This window comes from Mesorhizobium sp. M1D.F.Ca.ET.043.01.1.1 (assembly GCF_003952385.1).
Classification (GTDB): Bacteria; Pseudomonadota; Alphaproteobacteria; order Rhizobiales; family Rhizobiaceae; genus Mesorhizobium.
Map to the genome: position 1 here is coordinate 3,988,155 of NZ_CP034444.1, position 18,165 is coordinate 4,006,319.

Annotated in this window: 14 protein-coding genes and 1 pseudogene; 14 read left to right on the forward strand and 1 reads right to left on the reverse strand. The window is 57.9% G+C overall.

Annotated elements, in window-relative coordinates:
* Position 1 precedes the first annotated feature (1 nt).
* The 6 genes and pseudogenes from EJ067_RS19400 to EJ067_RS19425 all read left to right on the forward strand — a co-directional run bounded on the left by EJ067_RS19400 (position 2) and on the right by EJ067_RS19425 (position 7,107).
* Positions 2-1,000, forward strand: coding sequence for an ABC transporter permease (locus tag EJ067_RS19400; protein WP_281013029.1), 999 nt, complete (start codon positions 2-4; stop codon positions 998-1,000).
* Positions 997-1,929: an ABC transporter permease gene (locus EJ067_RS19405; protein ID WP_126080661.1), complete on the forward strand. Its 933-nt coding sequence runs from the start codon at positions 997-999 to the stop codon at positions 1,927-1,929. Before EJ067_RS19400 ends, EJ067_RS19405 begins: the two co-directional genes overlap by 4 nt.
* Positions 1,926-2,933, forward strand: a complete 1,008-nt coding sequence (locus EJ067_RS19410; RefSeq protein ID WP_126080662.1) for an ABC transporter ATP-binding protein — start codon at positions 1,926-1,928, stop codon at positions 2,931-2,933. The genes EJ067_RS19405 and EJ067_RS19410 overlap by 4 nt, the downstream gene beginning before the upstream one ends.
* Entirely contained in the window at positions 2,926-3,987 is a 1,062-nt protein-coding gene (locus EJ067_RS19415) for an ABC transporter ATP-binding protein (protein WP_126080663.1), read from the forward strand. The genes EJ067_RS19410 and EJ067_RS19415 overlap by 8 nt, the downstream gene beginning before the upstream one ends.
* Positions 3,988-4,174: 187 nt before the next feature.
* Positions 4,175-6,271 carry a S9 family peptidase gene (locus tag EJ067_RS19420; protein WP_126080664.1) on the forward strand — a complete coding sequence of 699 codons (2,097 nt, stop codon included), beginning with the start codon at positions 4,175-4,177 and terminating at the stop codon, positions 6,269-6,271.
* 99 nt (positions 6,272-6,370) lie between these two features.
* Positions 6,371-7,107, forward strand: a pseudogene (locus EJ067_RS19425) (IS5 family transposase).
* A gap of 102 nt (positions 7,108-7,209) precedes the next feature.
* Here EJ067_RS19425 and alr read toward each other — a convergent pair.
* Positions 7,210-8,379 carry an alanine racemase gene (gene alr, locus EJ067_RS19430; protein WP_126080665.1) on the reverse strand — a complete coding sequence of 390 codons (1,170 nt, stop codon included), beginning with the start codon at positions 8,377-8,379 and terminating at the stop codon, positions 7,210-7,212.
* 377 nt (positions 8,380-8,756) lie between these two features.
* On the opposite strand from alr, the gene EJ067_RS19435 reads away from it, so the two are divergent.
* The 8 genes from EJ067_RS19435 to EJ067_RS19470 all read left to right on the forward strand — a co-directional run bounded on the left by EJ067_RS19435 (position 8,757) and on the right by EJ067_RS19470 (position 18,105).
* A complete protein-coding gene (locus EJ067_RS19435; RefSeq protein ID WP_126080666.1) occupies positions 8,757-9,173 on the forward strand; it encodes a GNAT family N-acetyltransferase in 417 nt (138 codons plus the stop codon).
* 223 nt (positions 9,174-9,396) lie between these two features.
* Positions 9,397-10,650: a methylaspartate ammonia-lyase gene (locus tag EJ067_RS19440; protein WP_126080667.1), complete on the forward strand. Its 1,254-nt coding sequence runs from the start codon at positions 9,397-9,399 to the stop codon at positions 10,648-10,650.
* Between the two features lie 15 nt (positions 10,651-10,665).
* Entirely contained in the window at positions 10,666-11,817 is a 1,152-nt protein-coding gene (locus EJ067_RS19445; protein WP_126080668.1) for a CaiB/BaiF CoA-transferase family protein, read from the forward strand.
* Positions 11,818-11,953: 136 nt separating this feature from the next.
* Positions 11,954-12,865, forward strand: a complete 912-nt coding sequence (locus tag EJ067_RS19450) for a CoA ester lyase (RefSeq protein ID WP_126080669.1) — start codon at positions 11,954-11,956, stop codon at positions 12,863-12,865.
* A gap of 133 nt (positions 12,866-12,998) precedes the next feature.
* On the forward strand, positions 12,999-13,925 hold the full coding sequence (locus tag EJ067_RS19455) for a LysR family transcriptional regulator (RefSeq protein WP_126080670.1): 927 nt from the start codon (positions 12,999-13,001) through the stop codon (positions 13,923-13,925).
* A 195-nt stretch (positions 13,926-14,120) separates the two neighbouring features.
* Positions 14,121-15,554 (forward strand): NAD-dependent succinate-semialdehyde dehydrogenase, encoded by a 1,434-nt coding sequence (locus tag EJ067_RS19460; RefSeq protein WP_126087044.1) that lies wholly within the window; start codon positions 14,121-14,123, stop codon positions 15,552-15,554.
* Positions 15,555-15,560: 6 nt separating this feature from the next.
* Positions 15,561-17,105 carry a fumarate hydratase gene (locus tag EJ067_RS19465; RefSeq protein WP_126080671.1) on the forward strand — a complete coding sequence of 515 codons (1,545 nt, stop codon included), beginning with the start codon at positions 15,561-15,563 and terminating at the stop codon, positions 17,103-17,105.
* Positions 17,106-17,607: 502 nt separating this feature from the next.
* A complete protein-coding gene (locus EJ067_RS19470; RefSeq protein ID WP_126080672.1) occupies positions 17,608-18,105 on the forward strand; it encodes an Lrp/AsnC family transcriptional regulator in 498 nt (165 codons plus the stop codon).
* Positions 18,106-18,165: the final 60 nt, after the last annotated feature.

The following is an 18,165-nucleotide window of genomic DNA, read 5'->3' on the forward strand; positions in this document are numbered from 1 at the left end:
CGTGGCTGGCAACGCACAGGAAGGGCGAACAAGCCGCATTGGGAATGTCCTGATCAGGGCGGCCATAACTCTTTCGATGGTGGCCACACTGAACTTCGTCCTGTTCAGGGTCATTCCCGGTGACCCTGCAGCGCTTCTGCTTGGCGGTGCTCGGATGAGCGTGTCCGCTGAACGGATCGAGGCGCAGCGCCAGAACTGGGGACTCGACCGGCCGCTTTTCCCGGACCAGATACTTGACTACCTGTCGGCAACTCTACATGGCGATCTCGGCTACAGCTTCAAGTTCAGGGGTAGACTTGTCTCTGACCTTATTTGGGAGCGCTTGCCGGCCACCATCGCCCTGGTTGGCTTGGCCCAATTAATCGCCATGCTATGCGGTGTCATGCTTGGGCTCTATGCGGGTTGGCGCAGAGGAGGAGCTGTCGACCGTATCGCCATGGGAGCATCTCTAGCGCTCTATTCTACGCCGTCTTTCTGGCTTGCTATGGTACTAGTAGTCATTTTTAGCACGGCATTGGGGTGGTTTCCGGGTTATGGCATCTATTCACCCGGCGCTAGCATAGGTTCAACTGATAAGATCCTAGACTACTTGCGACATCTCGCACTTCCGGTCGCCGCGGTAGCCCTTGGGCTGATCGGGCAATACGTTGTGGTCGCGCGTGCAGCGATGAGTGACGTCGTTACTGAGGACTACATGGTGACCGCACGCGCCAAGGGACTTACCAACGGTCAGATGCTGATGCGCCATGCATTTCGTAACGCAATGCTGCCGCTCGTGACCTTGATTACTCTCAATCTTGGCTACGTGGTCGCTGGTGCGATCACCGTCGAAGCCGTCTTCGCCTGGCCGGGAATTGGTGGTCTCACGGTCGAAGCGCTCAACGCGCGGGACTACCCAGTTCTTCAAGGGATATTCCTGTTGCTTGGTGTATCGATCGTTGTCGCGAACCTCCTAGCCGATCTTGCCTACGGCATTCTTGATCCGCGAATCCGGCAATGAGTGAAAGTATCGTGCGATATTCCTCGCGTAGCCGGGCGAGAGCGATCAAGAGCTTTCTATCCAATCTTCTTGGTCACGCCGGGGCTCAGCTCGGCCTGTTGTGTCTGGTGTTTTTCCTTGTCCTCTCTGCTGTGCCCAATATCCTCGTAGGTCCACTTGAGACCGTAGCCACCGCAACTGGTGATTTCCTCGTTCCACCATCAAGCCAGCATCTGCTGGGGACCGATGAGGTGGGGCGTGACGTGCTCAATCTGGTCGTCCATGGTGCCCGGATATCGCTCACGATCGCGCTGCTGGCGACCGTCATCAGCCTCGTCGTCGGCACTACGGTTGGTATCATTGCTGGCTACTACGGTGGCAGAGTTGACGTCTGGCTGATGCGGCTGACGGATTTCTTTTTCGTCATGCCGTCCTTCGTCCTTGCGCTGGTCATCACACCCGTGGTGCTCGAAGTAATGGGGCGGGGCAGAGAAATCCTCGGCTTCCGTCCTTCCCTCTTCGTGATCCTTGTCGTCATCGGCATAACAAGCTGGGCGTTTGTCGCCCGTATCGTTCGCAGTCAGACACTATCGCTTAAGGAGCGAACATTCATTGATCGCGCACGAGTTGTGGGCAGCAGCAATTTGAGCATCATGGTGCGGCATATCCTCCCCAATCTCGTTCCGCAAATCGCAGCGAATGGTGCGCTGGTCGTCGCTGGCGCAATCTATGTCGAGACGTCGCTCTCGTTCCTCGGGCTTGGCGACCCATTGCAGCCTTCATGGGGCACTTTGCTTTCGCTCGCTCAGCGCGCCGGTGCGGCCAGTACCGGAGCTTGGTGGTACCTCGGCGCCCCCGGGCTGTGCGCCCTCGCGGTTTCCCTTAGCTTCGTCCTGGTCGGCAATGCCCTCGACGACACGTTCAATCCACGGCAGAGGGTGATCCCATGACAAACCTCTCCCAAGACAAGGCATCGCTTTTGGAAGTCGACGGGCTTTCTGTTGAGTATCGGCTCAAGGGCGTTTCATTGCGAGCGATCGACCGCGTGAGCTTCGCGCTCCAGGCTGGAGAGGCCGTTGGCCTCGTCGGTGAATCGGGCAGTGGCAAGACTACCACCGCCATGGCGATCGCTGGTCTACTATCGCCCAATGCACGGGTCAGCGGCGGCCAAGTGCGCTATCGTGGTAACCTGCTGTCGATCGACAATGATGCGGCGATGCGGCCACATCGCTGGACCGAGACGTCCGTCGTTTTCCAGGGCGCGATGAATGCGCTCAATCCCGTTCACCGCATTATCAAGCAAATCGCCGAGCCATGCATCCTGAAGCTCGGCATGTCGCGTGCCGAGGCGACCGCGCGGGCACGGGAGGTTCTAGAACTCGTCGGCATTCCGACGGATCGCGGCACTGCCTATCCCCACGAGTTGTCGGGCGGTATGCGTCAAAGAGTGATGATTGCCATGGCGCTCGCATGTCGCCCCTCGATCATCATCGGTGACGAGCCGACCACGGCGCTCGACGTCATCACACAGGCTCAGATCCTCAAGCTGTTGGGGAAGTTGCGATCGCAGCTTAACCTAGCGCTCATTTTAATCACCCACGACCTGTCTGTCGTCGCTGAGTCGTGTGATCGCGTGATGATCATGTACGCCGGCCGGATAGTCGAGGATGGAACCGTCGCGGAGATCTTCGCTAAGCCCAAACATCCCTACACTCGCCTGCTGATCGAATCGATCCCCAACCCGGCGAGCGGCATACGGATAATTCGCCCTATCCCCGGTGATCCTCCCAACTTAATGAATCGACCGTCAGGCTGCGCCTTCCATCCACGTTGCCCGTCAGCAACGGGGGTCTGCACGACCGAAGTTCCCAGCCTCGAAAAGTTCGGGTGGGGACGCGTCGCCTGTCACCTTCACCGTTCCTCGCAAGAAGGCAGGGTTGCAGTTCATGCCTGACACCTCCGACATCCTGAGTCTCGAGAGCCTGAAGGTCCATTTTCCTATCCAGGGCGGACTGTTCGACCGGGTCCTGGGGCGATCTGCCGGGGCGGTGCGTGCGGCGGATGGAGTCGACCTCAACATTGGACGAGGTGAAATCGTCGCCCTGGTTGGAGAATCCGGAAGCGGCAAGACGACAGTGGGCCGCGTCATCACCAAGCTAGCCCAGCCCACAGGAGGCAGGTTGCTGTTTGAGGGCCGCGATATGACGTCTGCAAAGGGCTTCTCGGCTCTGCGTCCCTACCGGCGACGCGTGCAAATGATCTTTCAGGATGCTTATCAGGCGCTCAACCCGCGACACACCGTGTTCGACAGTGTGGCAGAGCCGTTGCGCTCCCTGCGGCTGGTCAAGAACCATGCTCAACTCACAGAAAGGGTCAGCGAAGCGCTTTCGGCGGCCGGGCTCAATCCTCCCGGTGATTTCTTCGCCCGCTTCCCACACGAACTCTCCGGCGGCCAGCGCCAGCGCGTCGTGATTGCCGGAGCGCTTGCCGTGAAGCCGGAGCTCATCGTTGCCGACGAGCCCGTGTCGATGCTCGATGTATCGATACGCGCACAAATTCTTCAGGTCCTGGTTGACCTGCGCGCCAAGCACAACATGGCGCTACTGTTCATCACCCACGACCTGCCGCTCGCCTGGCTGATCGCCGACCGGATTGCAGTCTTATATCTTGGGAGATTGGTCGAGATCGGCAGCGCCGATGACATCACATTCAACCCCCGGCATCCCTATACGGTCGCGTTGCGCAACGCCACGCCGCAGATTCGCAGCGACGCAAGTCGCTTCGAGCTGCCGGCGTTGCAAGGAGAGGTTCCAAGCGCCGCACGCGTGCCGAAGGGCTGTCGTTTCCATCCTCGCTGCCCGCTTGCTTTCGACCGGTGCAAGGAGGAGGAGCCGCCGGCCATCGAAGTCGGGCCGCAGCATATGTCCGCATGCTGGCTGCCGACGTCAGGTGCGAAAGCAGAATTGTCGACACCCAACCTGAAAAGTGCCGACCATGGTTCCGTCTGACAGTAAGTAATAATAGGGCACTCGAAGCGCTATTCTGCCAGAACGGAATTAACGGATGTTGGTAATAACGCACCGTGGCTCGTTAAACGGTTTACACTATATCGCCTAGGAGCAACATTGATGCACAAACTGTCTGCTCGCGGACTGCCGCGCCAATTCCTTGCTCTTTTTTCCTGAGGGCCTTGTGATGGTAGACAAGCACCTGCAGCCACCGCTTCCTCGTTCCGAGGCACGGATCCGGGTCCTTCATGGCGACGTCACGATAGACTCGTATGGCTGGCTCAGGGACTGGGAGAATCCCGACGTCCGCGCGTATCTTGAAGCCGAGAACAGCTACGCGCAGCAAGCGACAGCCCACCTGGAAGGGCTCAAGGCGGAACTTATCGCCGAGATCGAAGGGCGTCACACCTGCGAGGGCGCCCCACCAACCTTCCAGGTTGGGCCTTTCGAGTACTTCGAAAGACACGGGCGGGGCCTGTCTCATCCTGCGTGGTGGCGCCGGCCGGTGACCGGAGGCTCGGCCGAGCTTGTTCTCGACCCGAACGCGATCCCGGGGGCCGAGATCTTCTATTCGCTCGGTGTCTTCGAGCCGAGTGACGACGGGCGTTACGTGGCGTTCAGCTTCGATGTCATCGGGGACGAGAACTTCGAGCTTAGGGTGCGGGACATAGAGACCGGCCATGACGTCTGGACGGGCTCGAGGCGGGCTGGGATGGTTACTTGGACCGCGGACGGCAACACGCTCTTTTTCACGCGGGAGCGGGCGGACCGGCGGCGGCAACGCCATGAGCTTATACGCCTGGACGTCAACGATTCGCACTCTGAGGTAGTGTTCGAGGAGGCGGACGAGCGACTGAACTTGCGGATTTGGCGCTCTGATAGCGGCGCCTGGCTGCTTTTGGACGTTATGGACAACGCCGGGGCGGTGGAGGTGTGGTGCCTTCCTGCCGACCAGCCGGGCGTTGGGTGGCGCCGGATTGTGGCGCGTGATCTTGGCCACCATGTCTTTGCCGAGCACTGGGGCGACAGGTTCTTGTTTCGGGTAAACGACGCTGGACCCTACTGGCGGCTCGTGTGTGCGCCGATAGGTGACCCGTCACCATCGTGCTGGGAGGAGGTCATCCCGCATCGAGCGGGCGTGACGCTTGAGGAGGTCCACGTGCTCGACCAGCACCTGGTTGTCCTGGAACGAGAGGGCCTTCGTCCTCGCCTCGTCTCGCATAACCGAAGCGGGGGGGTCGCCGCCACGATCGTTCCCGACGAGCCGAGCTGCACTCTTAAGGTCGGCTTGTCTGCAGGGGGTAGCTATTCGGTCGCACGGCATCCGTTCCGAAGCTCGAAGTTGGTCTACTCGGTTAGCTCATTCGTGACGCCCGACACGTTTGTAGAGCATGATCTCGCCGACGACCGATCGGCAGTCCTGTACCAGGCCCGCGTTCCCGGATATGACCCGGCTCAATACGTGGCGACGGTCGTCATGGCGCAGGCGGAAGACGGGGTGGATATACCAATTTCGCTCGTCGCGCGGCGCGATCGAACCACCCCAGGGCCGGTGTTATTGAATGTCTACGGCTGTTATGGAAAACCGAGATGGCCCTCGTTTTTCACTTGGCCCTCATCCATGACCAAACGTTTGAGCCTGCTCGATCGCGGAGTTGCTTTCGGCATCGTGCACGTACGGGGAGGCGGGGAGCTTGGACGTCCGTGGCACGAGGCGGCTACCCGCGATCGAAAACGTATCACCCACACAGATCTGATCGTCGCTGTCGAGGCGCTTGTTAGGCAGGGGGTCGCCACCGGCGACGGCATCGTCATTGAGGGAGCGAGCGCTGGCGGGGGTACCGTGCTTGCCACGGCCGACTTGCGGCCCGACTTGTTCCGCGCCGTACTCGCCGAGGTTCCGCTCGCCGACATCATAGATACCGAGCTGGACTTCACGATGCCGTACGCGCTGCCGGAAATAGCGGAGTACGGCGATCCCCACATAGCCGACGAATATCGGCACCTGCGCAGCTACGATCCTTACTACAACCTCAGTGCCGATCGCCCGCGCCCGCCAACTTACGTCGACGCCGCGCTCGACGACAGCCAGGTGCTCTACTACCAGCCTGCTCGGTACGTTGCCCAGCGACGTTCCTTTACGGCCGGTCGAGACCCAGGTCTTGTTTTCCACATGCGTATGGTCGGTGGCCACGGCGGCGCTTCACATGGGCCTAGTGTAGCCGAAGAAGCAGCACTTCGTATGGCTTGGATTCTAGACCAGGTCCGATGCTCGGGCAATTAGGCATTTCTATGTTACAATCGGAATCAAAGCTAGGGTCAGGACCCATAATCTATTGAGTTGATATCTGTTTGGTGATTCAGGGTGGCAGGAGGTGCTGCCTTGAGTGATTTGCTGATGTTGACGCCGGAGCAGATGCGCCGGATCGAGTCCTATTTTCCTTTGTCGCATGGTGTTCCGCGTGTGGATGACCGCCGGGTGCTGAGCGGCATCCTGTTCGTGATCCGAAATGGCCTTCGCTGGCGAGATGTCCCTTCCGACTACGGTCCGTACAAGACCATCTACAACCGCTTCATCCGCTGGAGTCGGCTGGGTGTGTTCAACCGCATCCTAGCGGAACTGGCCGCGCAGGGCGGCGAAACGGACAATCTGATGATCGATGCCACCCATCTCAAAGCGCACCGCACTGCCGCCAGCCTCCTTAAAAAACTCTATCCCGATGTATCGGACGCAGCCGAGGCGGACTGACCACCAAGGGACGTCCGCGGCTGCTGCATCTGAGCGAAGGGCAGACCAATGATCACAAGACTGCTGCGGCCGTGATCGAGGATTTGCCCGCCGCCAACGCCCTGCTGGCCGATCGGGCCTACAGTTCAGCGGCCTTCCGCCAGGCGCTCGTCGAGCGCGGTATCAGGCCATGCATCCCACCCCATGCCAAGCATCGTGTTCAGCACAGCTATGATCCTGTCCGATACCGGCAACGTCACAGGATCGAGAACATGTTCGCACGCCTCAAAGACTGGCGACGCATCCACACCAGATACGACCGATGTGCTCACACCTTCCTGTCGGCTATCGCCTTCGCTGCAGCCTTCATCTTCTGGATCAATGAGTCCTGACCTAGCTACATGTTTGATCCGGGGCTTTGATGGGGCATCCTTATCTTTCGAATCAAAGGATGCCCTATGGACCAAGTTCTCCATGGGAGCGCCATAACGAAATCAAAGGCGTGCCTTGCCATCATTCATCTCGCTGCTGCCATCAAAGTCTAACGCCTTATTCCTAGGGGTCGTAGGTAACAAGGAAGAATTCAGATACCGTCTTGTGCAACCAGCACCTAGGCGGGTTAAGACTTCGTGTGGGCTGAGGCCCACAGCTTCTGCAAGGTCATCTAAGGTAAAATCATTTCCCAGTAATTCCACAAAGTTACCTGGCCCACAAAGCGCTTCTGGAACATCTGTTATATCAATTGTCATGTTCTCCATGCATATTGTTCCGATTAGAGGGGCCGAATAACCTGCGAACCGAGCTGATATCTTGTTCGCGCAGGCCCATGGAAGGCCATGTGTGTAGCCGATCCCGACGGTCGCTACGCGGGTAGCTCGACCCGTACGAAATGTCGCACCGTAGCCAACAGCCTCCCGCCTAGCGACATTGCGCACGTCGAGTATTTTCGCTCGGAGCCTTGCAACCGCTTGCAGCGGATTTGGTCGAATGCCAGCATCGTTGAGCCCGTACAGGGCTGAGCCCACCCGTACCATGTCGAAATGATAGGATTTACCTAGCCAGATACCGGCGGACGCTGCGAGACTGCCGCAGGTGGGCTTAATCAGATCGTAGATCGCCCGGAAGCGGTTCCGTTGCAACACATTAGTTGGGTCCGCAACGGTTTCGCTGCACGCTAGATGGCTGAGTACGACCGAAGGGGGATACATGTCGAACGTACCAGAAAAATACGCGCGACGCACGTCCGCAATGGCGAGCCCAAAGCGGGAAAATCCCGTTTCCACGTTAAGAAAATATGTCTTCGTTCCTGTTGCAATAACGGCTTCCAATTCGGCGCAATTGTTCACAACCGGTATGAGGTTATTGGATTGGTAGAATCTACCAAATTTCGCGAAATCATCGCAAAAAACCGCGATTGCCTCGTCTACATGGGACGATCTTAGAAGCAGCGCTTCCTCAAGATTGCCGACGAAGAGCAGATCGCAGCCGACATGAATAAGCGCCCTTGCAATCTCTACAACACCAAGTCCATAGGCGTCGCTCTTGACGACAGCGGCGACCCTTACGCCTAACCCAACGAGGGCCGTGATGGCCCGGAAGTTCGCCTGAATAGCCCCAAGATTGATTTCAAATATAGCATTTCTGGGGCGAACTAACGGCAACATCTTTTGCTCTCCAACAGTCCCGTTTTTTATAAACCTCGCCGCCCCGCGATGCAGCCTACTATCCTAGGTAGGCGCGCGAGCTGAGATTGCCGTTTAAAAAGGGGCGCCGTCGAAGCACGGATTAGACACTGGTTAAAGCGGACTGAGACGCAAGCAGTCGCTTCGGCAGGGCACTTGCACGCAGATGACAAAGCATAGTCGTTCAACTGACTAGTAAGCTGTGTTCTGGATAGGGCAGTTGCTGCGCAGCTCTTCGTGCCAAAATCCGCCACAAGCTACTGCTGGTTTCACGCAGTCAGGGCGAAAATCTCGGCACCGGCTGCGAATACAAGGTATTGCGTAAGCTTAGATCAATCAATTTTTGTTAAGGGGTTGGCATGAGCGAACAATCTGAGATCCTTTACGTTAGTGAGCCGAACCTTGACCCGGCCGAATTCTGCCGCGTGTTGGCCGAATCCGGCTTCGGGGCGACCCATGGCGAGCTTCGGCTGCATGCGATGCTCCGCCAAGCCGACTTGGTGCTGACGGCCCGGCTCCATCGGCCGGGGCGGAAGCTGGTCGGAGTACTTCGATGCGTTACTGACTTTTCCTGGATCTGCTACGTCTCCGAGCTTGCCGTATCGGCGTCGGCGCAAGGCCTCGGCATCGGCAAGGGCCTCCTGTATGAAGCCCGCCGGCAACTCGGGCCTGCTGTGGCCATAGCTTTGATCTCTACACCCAACTCTGTCGGCTTCTATGAAGGGATTGGATTGACGCGCATTTCAGACGCATTCTGGTTAATGCGCGAATGCTAACCCAAATGAGGTGAGTACGACGTTGCAATGTCCACCTATACAATAATTCGACGTTCGTCGAATGCTTGCCGGAATACGGGGTGCATGTGTCTGACGCCGGCCATCTGAAAACGCGATGGGACCGTCCGGGACATTATGTTGGCGAACTCAAGATCAAGTGGTGCATAGTCGGCGCAGCAAATCCAACTGCCATCAACGATGTCCGAAAATCGAGCGAAGTGAAATGCAGATCAAAGACGTCCTCCTTGCGCCTGGCAATGGCGCTTTTTTCTATGACGATCAGGGTGCCATCAGGGCCGGCGCGCCCCAGGACGGTTTCGTCTATAGCGGCGAGGCGACAGCGATTGGGTTCACGTCCATCCGCGTTCCGGCATCTTCGCTCAGCATCGGGCTTGCTCTCACCGACGGGGCCGTGGTTTGGGGTGACATGATGAGCGTTCAATATTCTGGTGCTGGAGGACGAGATCCTTTGTTTGAGAGTGCTCAAATCTCGGAGTTAACCTCGCGTATAGTCGTGCCCCGGCTTCTCAATGTCGACGTATCTCGTTATCTCGATGCCTGTGCAAAGGTTTTTGAGCCTCTCCAGCACCAGCGGTTACCTCTCGCGATTGAGTATGGCGTTAGCCAGGCGCTCCTTCGCGCCTCGGCCCATCTTCAAAGTACCACGATGGCGGAAGTCGTTTGCAGTGAATTTAACCTGCCGCTGCCAATTCGCAGGGTTCCGATCTACTGCCAAAGCGGCGATGCTCGCGAAATCAACGTCGACAAAATGATCTTGAAAGCGGTAGATATACTTCCCCACGGCCTGATCAACTCACGGCAGAAATTCGGCGTCGAGGGCCAGGCCTTCATGGAGTTCGTGAAGTGGGTTGCGGCGCGGACGCGCGAAATTGGCCGCCCGGGGTATCATCCGGTGCTGCATTTCGATGTGTATGGCTGGATCGGCCAGGAAATCAGCCTGGAGCCGCAACTCATCGCCGACTTTATCTGCAGGGTCGCCGACGCTGTTCCGGGTTTCACCCTCAATGTCGAGTCCCCGGCGGATTTTGGTTCGACGCAAGCTCAAATTGAGAACTACGCCAAGATCGTATCAATTTTGGACAACCGGGGTTCCACCGCTCGCATTGTCGTGGACGAAAGGTGCAACACGCTCGAGGATATTCGGCTCTTTGCCGAAGCGAAGGCCGCGCATCTCATTCAAATCAAGACGCCTGATGTCGGCTCATTGGCTGACACGGCACGTGCAGTGCTCCTGTGTAAGGAGAACAAGGTAGGCGCGTACGTTGGAGGAAGCTGTACCGAGACAGATCTCTCTGCCCAGGCTTCCGTCCACATATCGATGGCGACCCAGGCAGACATGATGCTTGCGAAGCCTGGAATGGGAGTCGACGAGGCATTCTCGATCGTGGGCAATGAACAGAATCGGTTGCTTGCGATGCTGAATCGTCGTCGGGCTCAAAACGAAAATGTTGGATGAAGAGCGCGGTGTTGCATGCAGAACTCTCTTGAGGGGATCACTGTCGTAGCTGTGGAGCAGGCCGTTGCTGCACCGTATGCATCGTCTCGTCTTGCCGATGCAGGCGCCCGGGTGATCAAGGTTGAGAGGCCTGAGGGAGACTTTGCCCGGAAATACGATAAGTTGGTGCGGGGGCAAAGCGCCTATTTCGTTTGGCTCAACCGGGGTAAGGAGTCAGTATGCTTGGATTTGAGGTTGGAGGCGGACCGTGCTGTGCTGGACACGCTTGTTGCTGCTGCTGACGTCTTTATCCAGAATCTGAAGCCAGGCAGCATCGAAAAACTCGGCTTCGGATCTGCGGATCTGCGTCGCCGTTTTCCGCGGCTAATCACCTGCGACATTTCGGGATTTGGGGAGGGGGGGCCATTTTCTCACCTCAAGGCCTATGATCTCATCGTCCAAGCCGAAACCGGTCTGTGTGCGATCACCGGGACGCAACAGGGACCCGCCCGTGTGGGTGTGTCGGTTTGCGACATCTCGGCAGGCATGACGGCACATAGCGCCATACTTCAGGCGCTGTATCATCGCGAGGTCACTGGCGAAGGGGCTAGCATTCAGGTGTCCCTGTTCGATGCCGTCGCCGATTGGATGAACGTGCCGGTCCTGCAACACGACTACAGCAGCTACCACACGGTACGCGCGGGCGTGAAACACCCCTCGCTGGCGCCTTATGGCGCCTATCGCTGCGCCGATGGCAAGGACGTCATCTTTTCCGTGCAGAATGACCGGGAATGGGTGAATTTCTGCGAGAAATTCCTGAAGCGGCCTGAGCTCACGCGTGCACTTGGTTTCGCCGACAACATGGAGCGCCTCGGCCACCGTCCTCAACTTGATGAGATAATTGAGCTGCGGTTTTCCGAGCTGTCCTGCCACGAAGCGATGCAGGAGCTTGAGGCGGCCGGTTTGGCATATGGGCGACTGAACGAAGTGGCGGACATTTCAAAGCATCCACACGTTCGCAGGGTTGAGATTGGCACACCTGAAGGAACAGTAGAGACGATCGCCCCGGCGGCGATCTTCAACTCTGAGCGCCCCTCGCTGCGCCCAGTTCCGGGCCTTGGTGCGCATACGGAGGCTGTCCGCGAGGAGGTTCGAGCAGGTTTGCGCGCAAGAGCCGCGTCAGCATGAGCGTGCCTGTTGTCGGGAAGGAAGCGCGATCGCGATTCACAGAGTGCATGCCTAGTCCTGGCCCCTCTGGGTGCCACGGCCGCCCAGCAAACTCACTGACAGCGCCCACGCTAGAATCGACCGCAGAGGCGACTTCATGAATGACGCCGTTCAGGCCGTTGAAAGCCCGATGTCTGTTCCCCGCTGGAGATCTCTGCTCTTTGTTCCCGCTCATGTTCCGCGCTTTGTGGAGGCGGCTCATGAGCGCGGGGCAGATGGCGTCATACTCGACCTTGAGGACTCCGTTCCCCAGGATCAAAAAGGTGAGTCACGGCGCCAGCTTTCTGCATCCGTGGCAAAGGTGGGCCGCAGGGGCGCTTATGTTTTAGTTCGCGTGAATCGCGGTTTGCGTGCCTTGGCGGCCGATCTCGATGCAGCCGTAGTAGCGGGTGTTGATGCACTTGTCCTTCCGAAGACGGATTCGGCAGCGTGGGTAATAGAGATCGCAAATGCGGTATCGGAACTTGAACGAGAAAGAAATCTTGCGGTGGGTCGAATCCGGTTCCTTGCCTTGATCGAGACCCCGGCAGCATTACAAAGTCTCTCAGCCATTGCGTCGGCCCATCCCAGGATGGTTGCAATGGCGCTGGGTCCTGAAGACTTCAGTGCCTCCGTTGGCGGTGCCCCGGAACTCGACCTTCTTTTGACACCGAACCTTTCTGTTCTGTTTGCCGCTCGCGCCGCTGGCTTGCTACCGCTTGGTTTCATAGGAAGTATCAGCGAGTTCTCAGACAATGATAGACTTCGTGAGGCCGCGGCCCATGCGCGGCGGCTTGGCTTTACCGGGGCTTTGGCGATCCATCCAAATCAGGTTGCCATATTCAATGAGGCTTTCTCACCAAGCCCACAGGAACTCGAGTGGGCCCGTCGTGTCCTCGCGGCGGAAAAAGATGCGACGGCGCAAGGCAGAGGCGCGTTCGCATTGGACGGAAAGATGGTCGATCCACCGGTTATTCGAAGGGCCCGAGAAATCATCGCGACGGATCCGGGCGCCGAGTTGGCCGTTTGAGTCCTCAGCGGGTTGATCAACAAGACTGGGACGACGACAGCAAGCGTCAGCAGCTCGGCACAATTATTGCTGTCGTGCCATCACATTTTAAGATAGATTGCGTCAATTGCAGTCCGCCCTCGGAAGAGTACCCGTGGAAATCAGGCAGTTAAGATACTTCGTCGGCGTGGTCGAAGCAGGCAGTTTCACGAAGGCCGCTGGCTTTCTGAATGTCGCCCAGAGTGCGCTGAGTCTGCATGTACGCCAATTGGAGGAAGGCTTCGGCACTCAGCTGCTGATACGCGACAGAACCGGCGTGAGCGTGACGGCGTCAGGAGCCAAACTGCTCGAGCGGGCGCGGGCAATTCTCAAAGAAATTCGACTTACCGAGGTGGAATTGACCAACACAGCCGCTTCCCCTGCCGGGGAGGTGACTATTGGGATTCCGTCTGGAGCTGCTCGCGTCCTGAGCGGTCCGCTGCTTGAGGCGGTGAGACACGAACTGCCCAAGGTGTCCCTCAAGATGGTCGAGGGTATGACGGGACCGCTAGAGGAATGGATGGCGGCTGGACGCTTCAATCTGGCGGTTCTGTACCGCACAGCAGACAGTGTGGGGCGAATGACGGTGCTAGCGCGCGAAGACCTTTGTCTGGTGGTTCCGTCCGGCGAGCCACCGTTTGAAGATGCGATATCGCTGGTCGACCTGCATGAATTCCCCCTGGCGGTTCCCATGCGCAACAACAATGTCAGGCGTTCGGTGGCTGATGTCGTCGCACAACACGGTTGCGCGCTGGACGTCAGGTTTGAAGTGGACTCCCTCTCAACGATCATCAACATGGTCGTAGAGGGAAAAGCGCATTCTATTCTCGCCCCGTCTGCGGTTCAGAAAGAAGCCTCCCAAGGGCTGGTCCGGACTGTCAAGATCGTCGATCCGGTGATTACTCGGTCCGTGGTGCTCGCTGTAAATCCCAAAGATGAGCGTTCTGCGGCCGTTTCTGCGGTCTGCAAGCTCATTCCGAAGGTCGCCAGAAAATTGATTGAAATCCGGGACTGGGCGGCGGTGGCGCCTGAGGCGACCTGACAAACTAACCTGTAAAGCTGGGCATGATCTTTTGCGGCCATAAGGACCAGCCCGATCTGGATTCCAGATGGATTTCGGCAATATTCGATATTTGACCCGCCGCGACCATCGCGATGAAACTGGCTCAAGCGAGTTCAGCAGTTTCGATATCGAAACTGCGCTCGTATGCAAGAATTCAGTCAAGTGGAGCCCGTGATGTCCGACGCCAAGAGCTACGAGCTCTTCATTAATGGCAAATGGCGAGCCGGTGGTAGCCGAGCCACTTTGCCGGTGATCAACCCGGCGACGGAGAAGGTATTTGCCTCAGTGGCCTCGGCTACGGTTTCAGACTTGGATGAAGCTCTTGCCTCGGCAGAACGCAGCCGCAAGGCGTGGTCCTCACGACCCGCCAAAGAGCGTGGCGAGATCCTCGTCTCTGCCGCCAGCATTCTGGCAGAGAAAGCTGGCGCCGCAGCCAGGGACCTGTCGTCCGAACAGGGAAAGACGATTGCCGAAGCGACAGGAGAATACGCGCGCGCAGTCGAAACGCTGGAATGGAATGGCCGGCATGCCGATGAGTTGTCGGCCCCGATTCCGTTGGGCTCGAACAGGATGATAGCCCCCGAGCCGCTCGGTGTCGTCGCTGCATTTACGCCATGGAACTATCCGGCCGTTCTTATCGCCCGCAAGCTCGCCCCCGCGCTGGCGGCAGGCTGCCCGGTGATCCTCAAAGGGGCCGAGGAGACGCCAAGTGTGGCTGTCCATATCGTGGAATCTTTGCGTCAAGCAGGGATACCAGAAGGCGTGGTCAACCTGGTGTTCGGTGTTCCTGTGCATATATCGCGGCATCTGCTCAGTTCGCCAATTGTGAAAGTCTTGACGTTCACGGGGTCGACGGCTGTTGGAAAACAGCTAGCCACGCTGGCCGCGAATAATCTGCAGCGTTGCATCCTTGAGCTCGGTGGACATTCCCCGGTTATTGTGTGCGAAGATGCGGATCTGGCAAGGGCGATACCGGCTATTTCGGAATACAAATTCGAGTGCGCGGGCCAGAGCTGTAATGCGCCCAGCAGGATTCTTGTCGCCCGGTCCCGCTATGAGGAACTCCTGTTCCGGATGACGGAGGCGGTCCGAAGAATCAGGATCGGACCACCGGATGACCCTGCAACGCAAATGGGGCCAATGGCAAACGCGCGGCGAATAGAGGCCATGCAGCGCCTGACCAAGGATGCGGTAGAAGGCGGCGCCCGCATCGAGACCGGTGGCATCCCCCTTGACCGACCGGGGTTTTACTGGCCGCCAACCATCCTGACGGGCGTACCGAAGCAAGCGAGAGTGCTTCATGAAGAGCCGTTCGGACCGATTCTCACCGTGGCGCCTTTCGATACGATCGAAGAGGCGATCGAGGAAGCCAACGCCACCGAGTACGGTCTGGCCGCCTACTTGTTTACTGGCGCGGCCGATACGCAACAGAAGCTTATCAATGGTCTCTCTGCGGGCGCAGTTAGTGTGAATTACCTGAAAGGGGTTTCCGCGGATGCGCCTTATGGGGGCGTCAAGCAAAGCGGCTATGGATATGAAGGCGGCGAGCAGGGGGTGCGAAGCTTCCAGATTTTGAAAATGGTCAATGGCCTCGGTTCGTTTGGATAAAATCCGGTGGGAAACAGAACACGGACCATCGCAGGTCGCGACATCACAAGGAGCGTCGCCGACGCCCTTCAGTACATCTCGTACTATCATCCTCCAGATTATATCCGGTCTCTTTCTCACGCATACACGCGAGAACAGAGCCCGTCGGCGAAGAATGCCATAGGTCAGATTCTGCTGAACTCCCGCATGGCGGCCTTTGGGCGGCGCCCGATCTGTCAGGACACCGGACTTGTGGTTGTCTTCGCAAAGGTCGGCATGGATGCCCGCATTAAGTCAACAGCCAGTTTCGCTGATCTTGTGAATGAGGGCGTACGTCAAGCCTATCTCGATCCGGACAATCCCCTTCGGGCATCGATCGTTGCGGATCCCCTCGCTAGACGGGTCAACACCCGCGACAACACGCCGGCAGTTGTCCATGTCAACTTGGTGCAAGGTGACCAGATTGAGATCACTATCGCCGCAAAAGGCGGCGGGTCCGAGAACAAGGCACGTTTTACCACCCTTAATCCCAGCGCCTCCGTTTCCGACTGGGTGGTCAATACCGTTTCGACCCTGGGCAGCGGATGGTGTCCGCCTGGGCTGATCTCTGTTGGTATCGGTGGTAGCGCTGAAAAGGCGATGCTGCTGGCCAAGGAAGCCATGAACGAGCCCATCGATATGGCGGAACTAATCGCAAGGGGGGCGTCAAGCCCGGAAGAGGGACTGCGGATTGAGCTTTATGAGCGGATCAACGCGCTTGGCATCGGCGCCCAAGGGCTTGGTGGTCTGACGACAGTCGTTGACGTCAAGGTTGCGACCTATCCTACTCATGCGGCGTCCAAGCCTGTGGCGCTCATCCCGCAATGCGCCGCCAACCGGCACCTGAAGTTTACTTTGGACGGCTCTGGACCCATCAGGCTCCAGCCGCCCGATTTGCGCGAATGGCCCGACATCGGAGCCGACGAATTGAACCCAGCCGGCGTCCGGCGGGTCAATTTAGATACGCTGACGAAGGAAGAGACGGCATCGTGGCGCTGCGGTGAAACGCTCCTGCTGTCTGGAAAGATGCTGACGGGCCGTGACGCTGCCCACAAACGAATGGTCGAGCTGATCGATGCCGGCAAGCCGCTTCCGGTCGATCTGACGGGACGCGTGATCTACTATGTCGGTCCCGTCCGGGCAGTGAGGAATGAGGTCGTTGGACCCGCCGGTCCAACAACCTCCAGCCGCTTGGACGATTTTACGGACAAGGTGCTCGCCGAAACCGGCCTTTTTGCGATGATCGGCAAAGCGGAAAGGGGACCGGCGGCCATCGAGTCGATTATAAGACACAAAACGCCCTATCTTGCTGCAGTGGGTGGCGCTGCGTACCTGATTTCAAAATCGATTAAGAAGGCGCGGATCGTTGCCTTTGAAGACCTGGGCATGGAAGCCATCTATGAATTCGATGTGCAGGACATGCCTGTTATCATGGCCGTCGATGTTGAGGGAAACTCCATTCACAATTCCGGGCCTCTCGAGTGGCGTAGGCGTATGGCGGCCGACAGCATCGCACGCAACATCGGCGTTTGAATCTTCCCAGTTAGGCGATTTCGGCCAGACACCAGCGTCAAATTGTTGGGCACGCCGTACGACGAGCGGCATTTGCGGTGCCTTGCGCCTCGGCGAGCCGGACGAGCAAGGCCTTCAATTCACCCCAATAGCTGAATGTGCCACTGAATACTGCATTGAGTATGCCGTCCACGCGATCGAGGCTCGAATGCAGTCGCGCGTCTATCAAGTACGGTAGCGGGGATTCAAGAAAATGGGTTATCTATTTTATTTATCAGAAGGTCTCTGCCGCCGCCGACTTCCTCTCCAGCTGCACCATTGCCCGTTAGGCGCTGGGGCGATAGCCAAATTACTTCTGCAGCTTTTCTCAGCGGATCGCTCTCCTTAGCTGATTTTCATACCCATTCTAGCACATCTCGGGCCTGGAACGGATGCCTTCCACTGCTACATTCGGTCGTTTCAATGATAATAGAATTGATCGGCACACGGCGCGCTGTCGATCGCTGCTTGAGAGCAACAGGTTATGAAGTCGAAACCCGATCCCGTGCAACTCGACAGTTGGGACGTCCGGATTCTCTCCGAGATTCAGGCAGACGGTCGGATTTCAAAAAGTGAGCTTGCAAAACGAGTTCATCTTTCGGCGTCGGCCTGTTCGGAGCGGCTCCGAGCACTCAAGGCCGCAGGAATTATTGAGGGATTTTATGCGCGACTGAGTCCTGCACTCGTCGGCGGCATGATCTTTGTGATGGTAGAAGTCGTGCTGGATCGCCATCGTCTTGAGGACCAACGAGTCTTCGAAACTGCAATCCAAGAGATTCCGGAAATCCTGGACTGCTGGGCAATTGGGGGGCGCGTGGATTATTTGATGCGGGTCGCATCTCGTTCTATGGCCGCCTATCAGGATTTCATGGAGGGACTGCTGCAGGCAGGCTTGGGGATTGATCAATACTATAGCCTTGTCGTCACGAAACCAGTGAAGTCCAATTCACCGATACCTTTGTCCGCCCTGAGGCAACGGTGAAAGCGAAAGTTTAAGTTTCAACGGCGTTTGGCACGGATCCCGTAGATTCGTCGGCAAAAG

Excerpts from the sequence above, each read along its gene's own strand:
- alr (WP_126080665.1), bottom strand. The coding sequence starts at position 8,379 with ATGTTGCCGTTAGTTCGCCCCAGAAATGCTATATTTGAAATCAATCTT.
- EJ067_RS19410 (WP_126080662.1), top strand. The coding sequence starts at position 1,926 with ATGACAAACCTCTCCCAAGACAAGGCATCGCTTTTGGAAGTCGACGGG.
- EJ067_RS19415 (WP_126080663.1), top strand. The coding sequence starts at position 2,926 with ATGCCTGACACCTCCGACATCCTGAGTCTCGAGAGCCTGAAGGTCCAT.
- EJ067_RS19445 (WP_126080668.1), top strand. The coding sequence starts at position 10,666 with ATGCAGAACTCTCTTGAGGGGATCACTGTCGTAGCTGTGGAGCAGGCC.
- EJ067_RS19460 (WP_126087044.1), top strand. The coding sequence starts at position 14,121 with ATGTCCGACGCCAAGAGCTACGAGCTCTTCATTAATGGCAAATGGCGA.
- EJ067_RS19440 (WP_126080667.1), top strand. The coding sequence starts at position 9,397 with ATGCAGATCAAAGACGTCCTCCTTGCGCCTGGCAATGGCGCTTTTTTC.
- EJ067_RS19435 (WP_126080666.1), top strand. The coding sequence starts at position 8,757 with ATGAGCGAACAATCTGAGATCCTTTACGTTAGTGAGCCGAACCTTGAC.
- EJ067_RS19420 (WP_126080664.1), top strand. The coding sequence starts at position 4,175 with ATGGTAGACAAGCACCTGCAGCCACCGCTTCCTCGTTCCGAGGCACGG.
- EJ067_RS19470 (WP_126080672.1), top strand. The coding sequence starts at position 17,608 with ATGAAGTCGAAACCCGATCCCGTGCAACTCGACAGTTGGGACGTCCGG.
- EJ067_RS19450 (WP_126080669.1), top strand. The coding sequence starts at position 11,954 with ATGAATGACGCCGTTCAGGCCGTTGAAAGCCCGATGTCTGTTCCCCGC.
- EJ067_RS19405 (WP_126080661.1), top strand. The coding sequence starts at position 997 with ATGAGTGAAAGTATCGTGCGATATTCCTCGCGTAGCCGGGCGAGAGCG.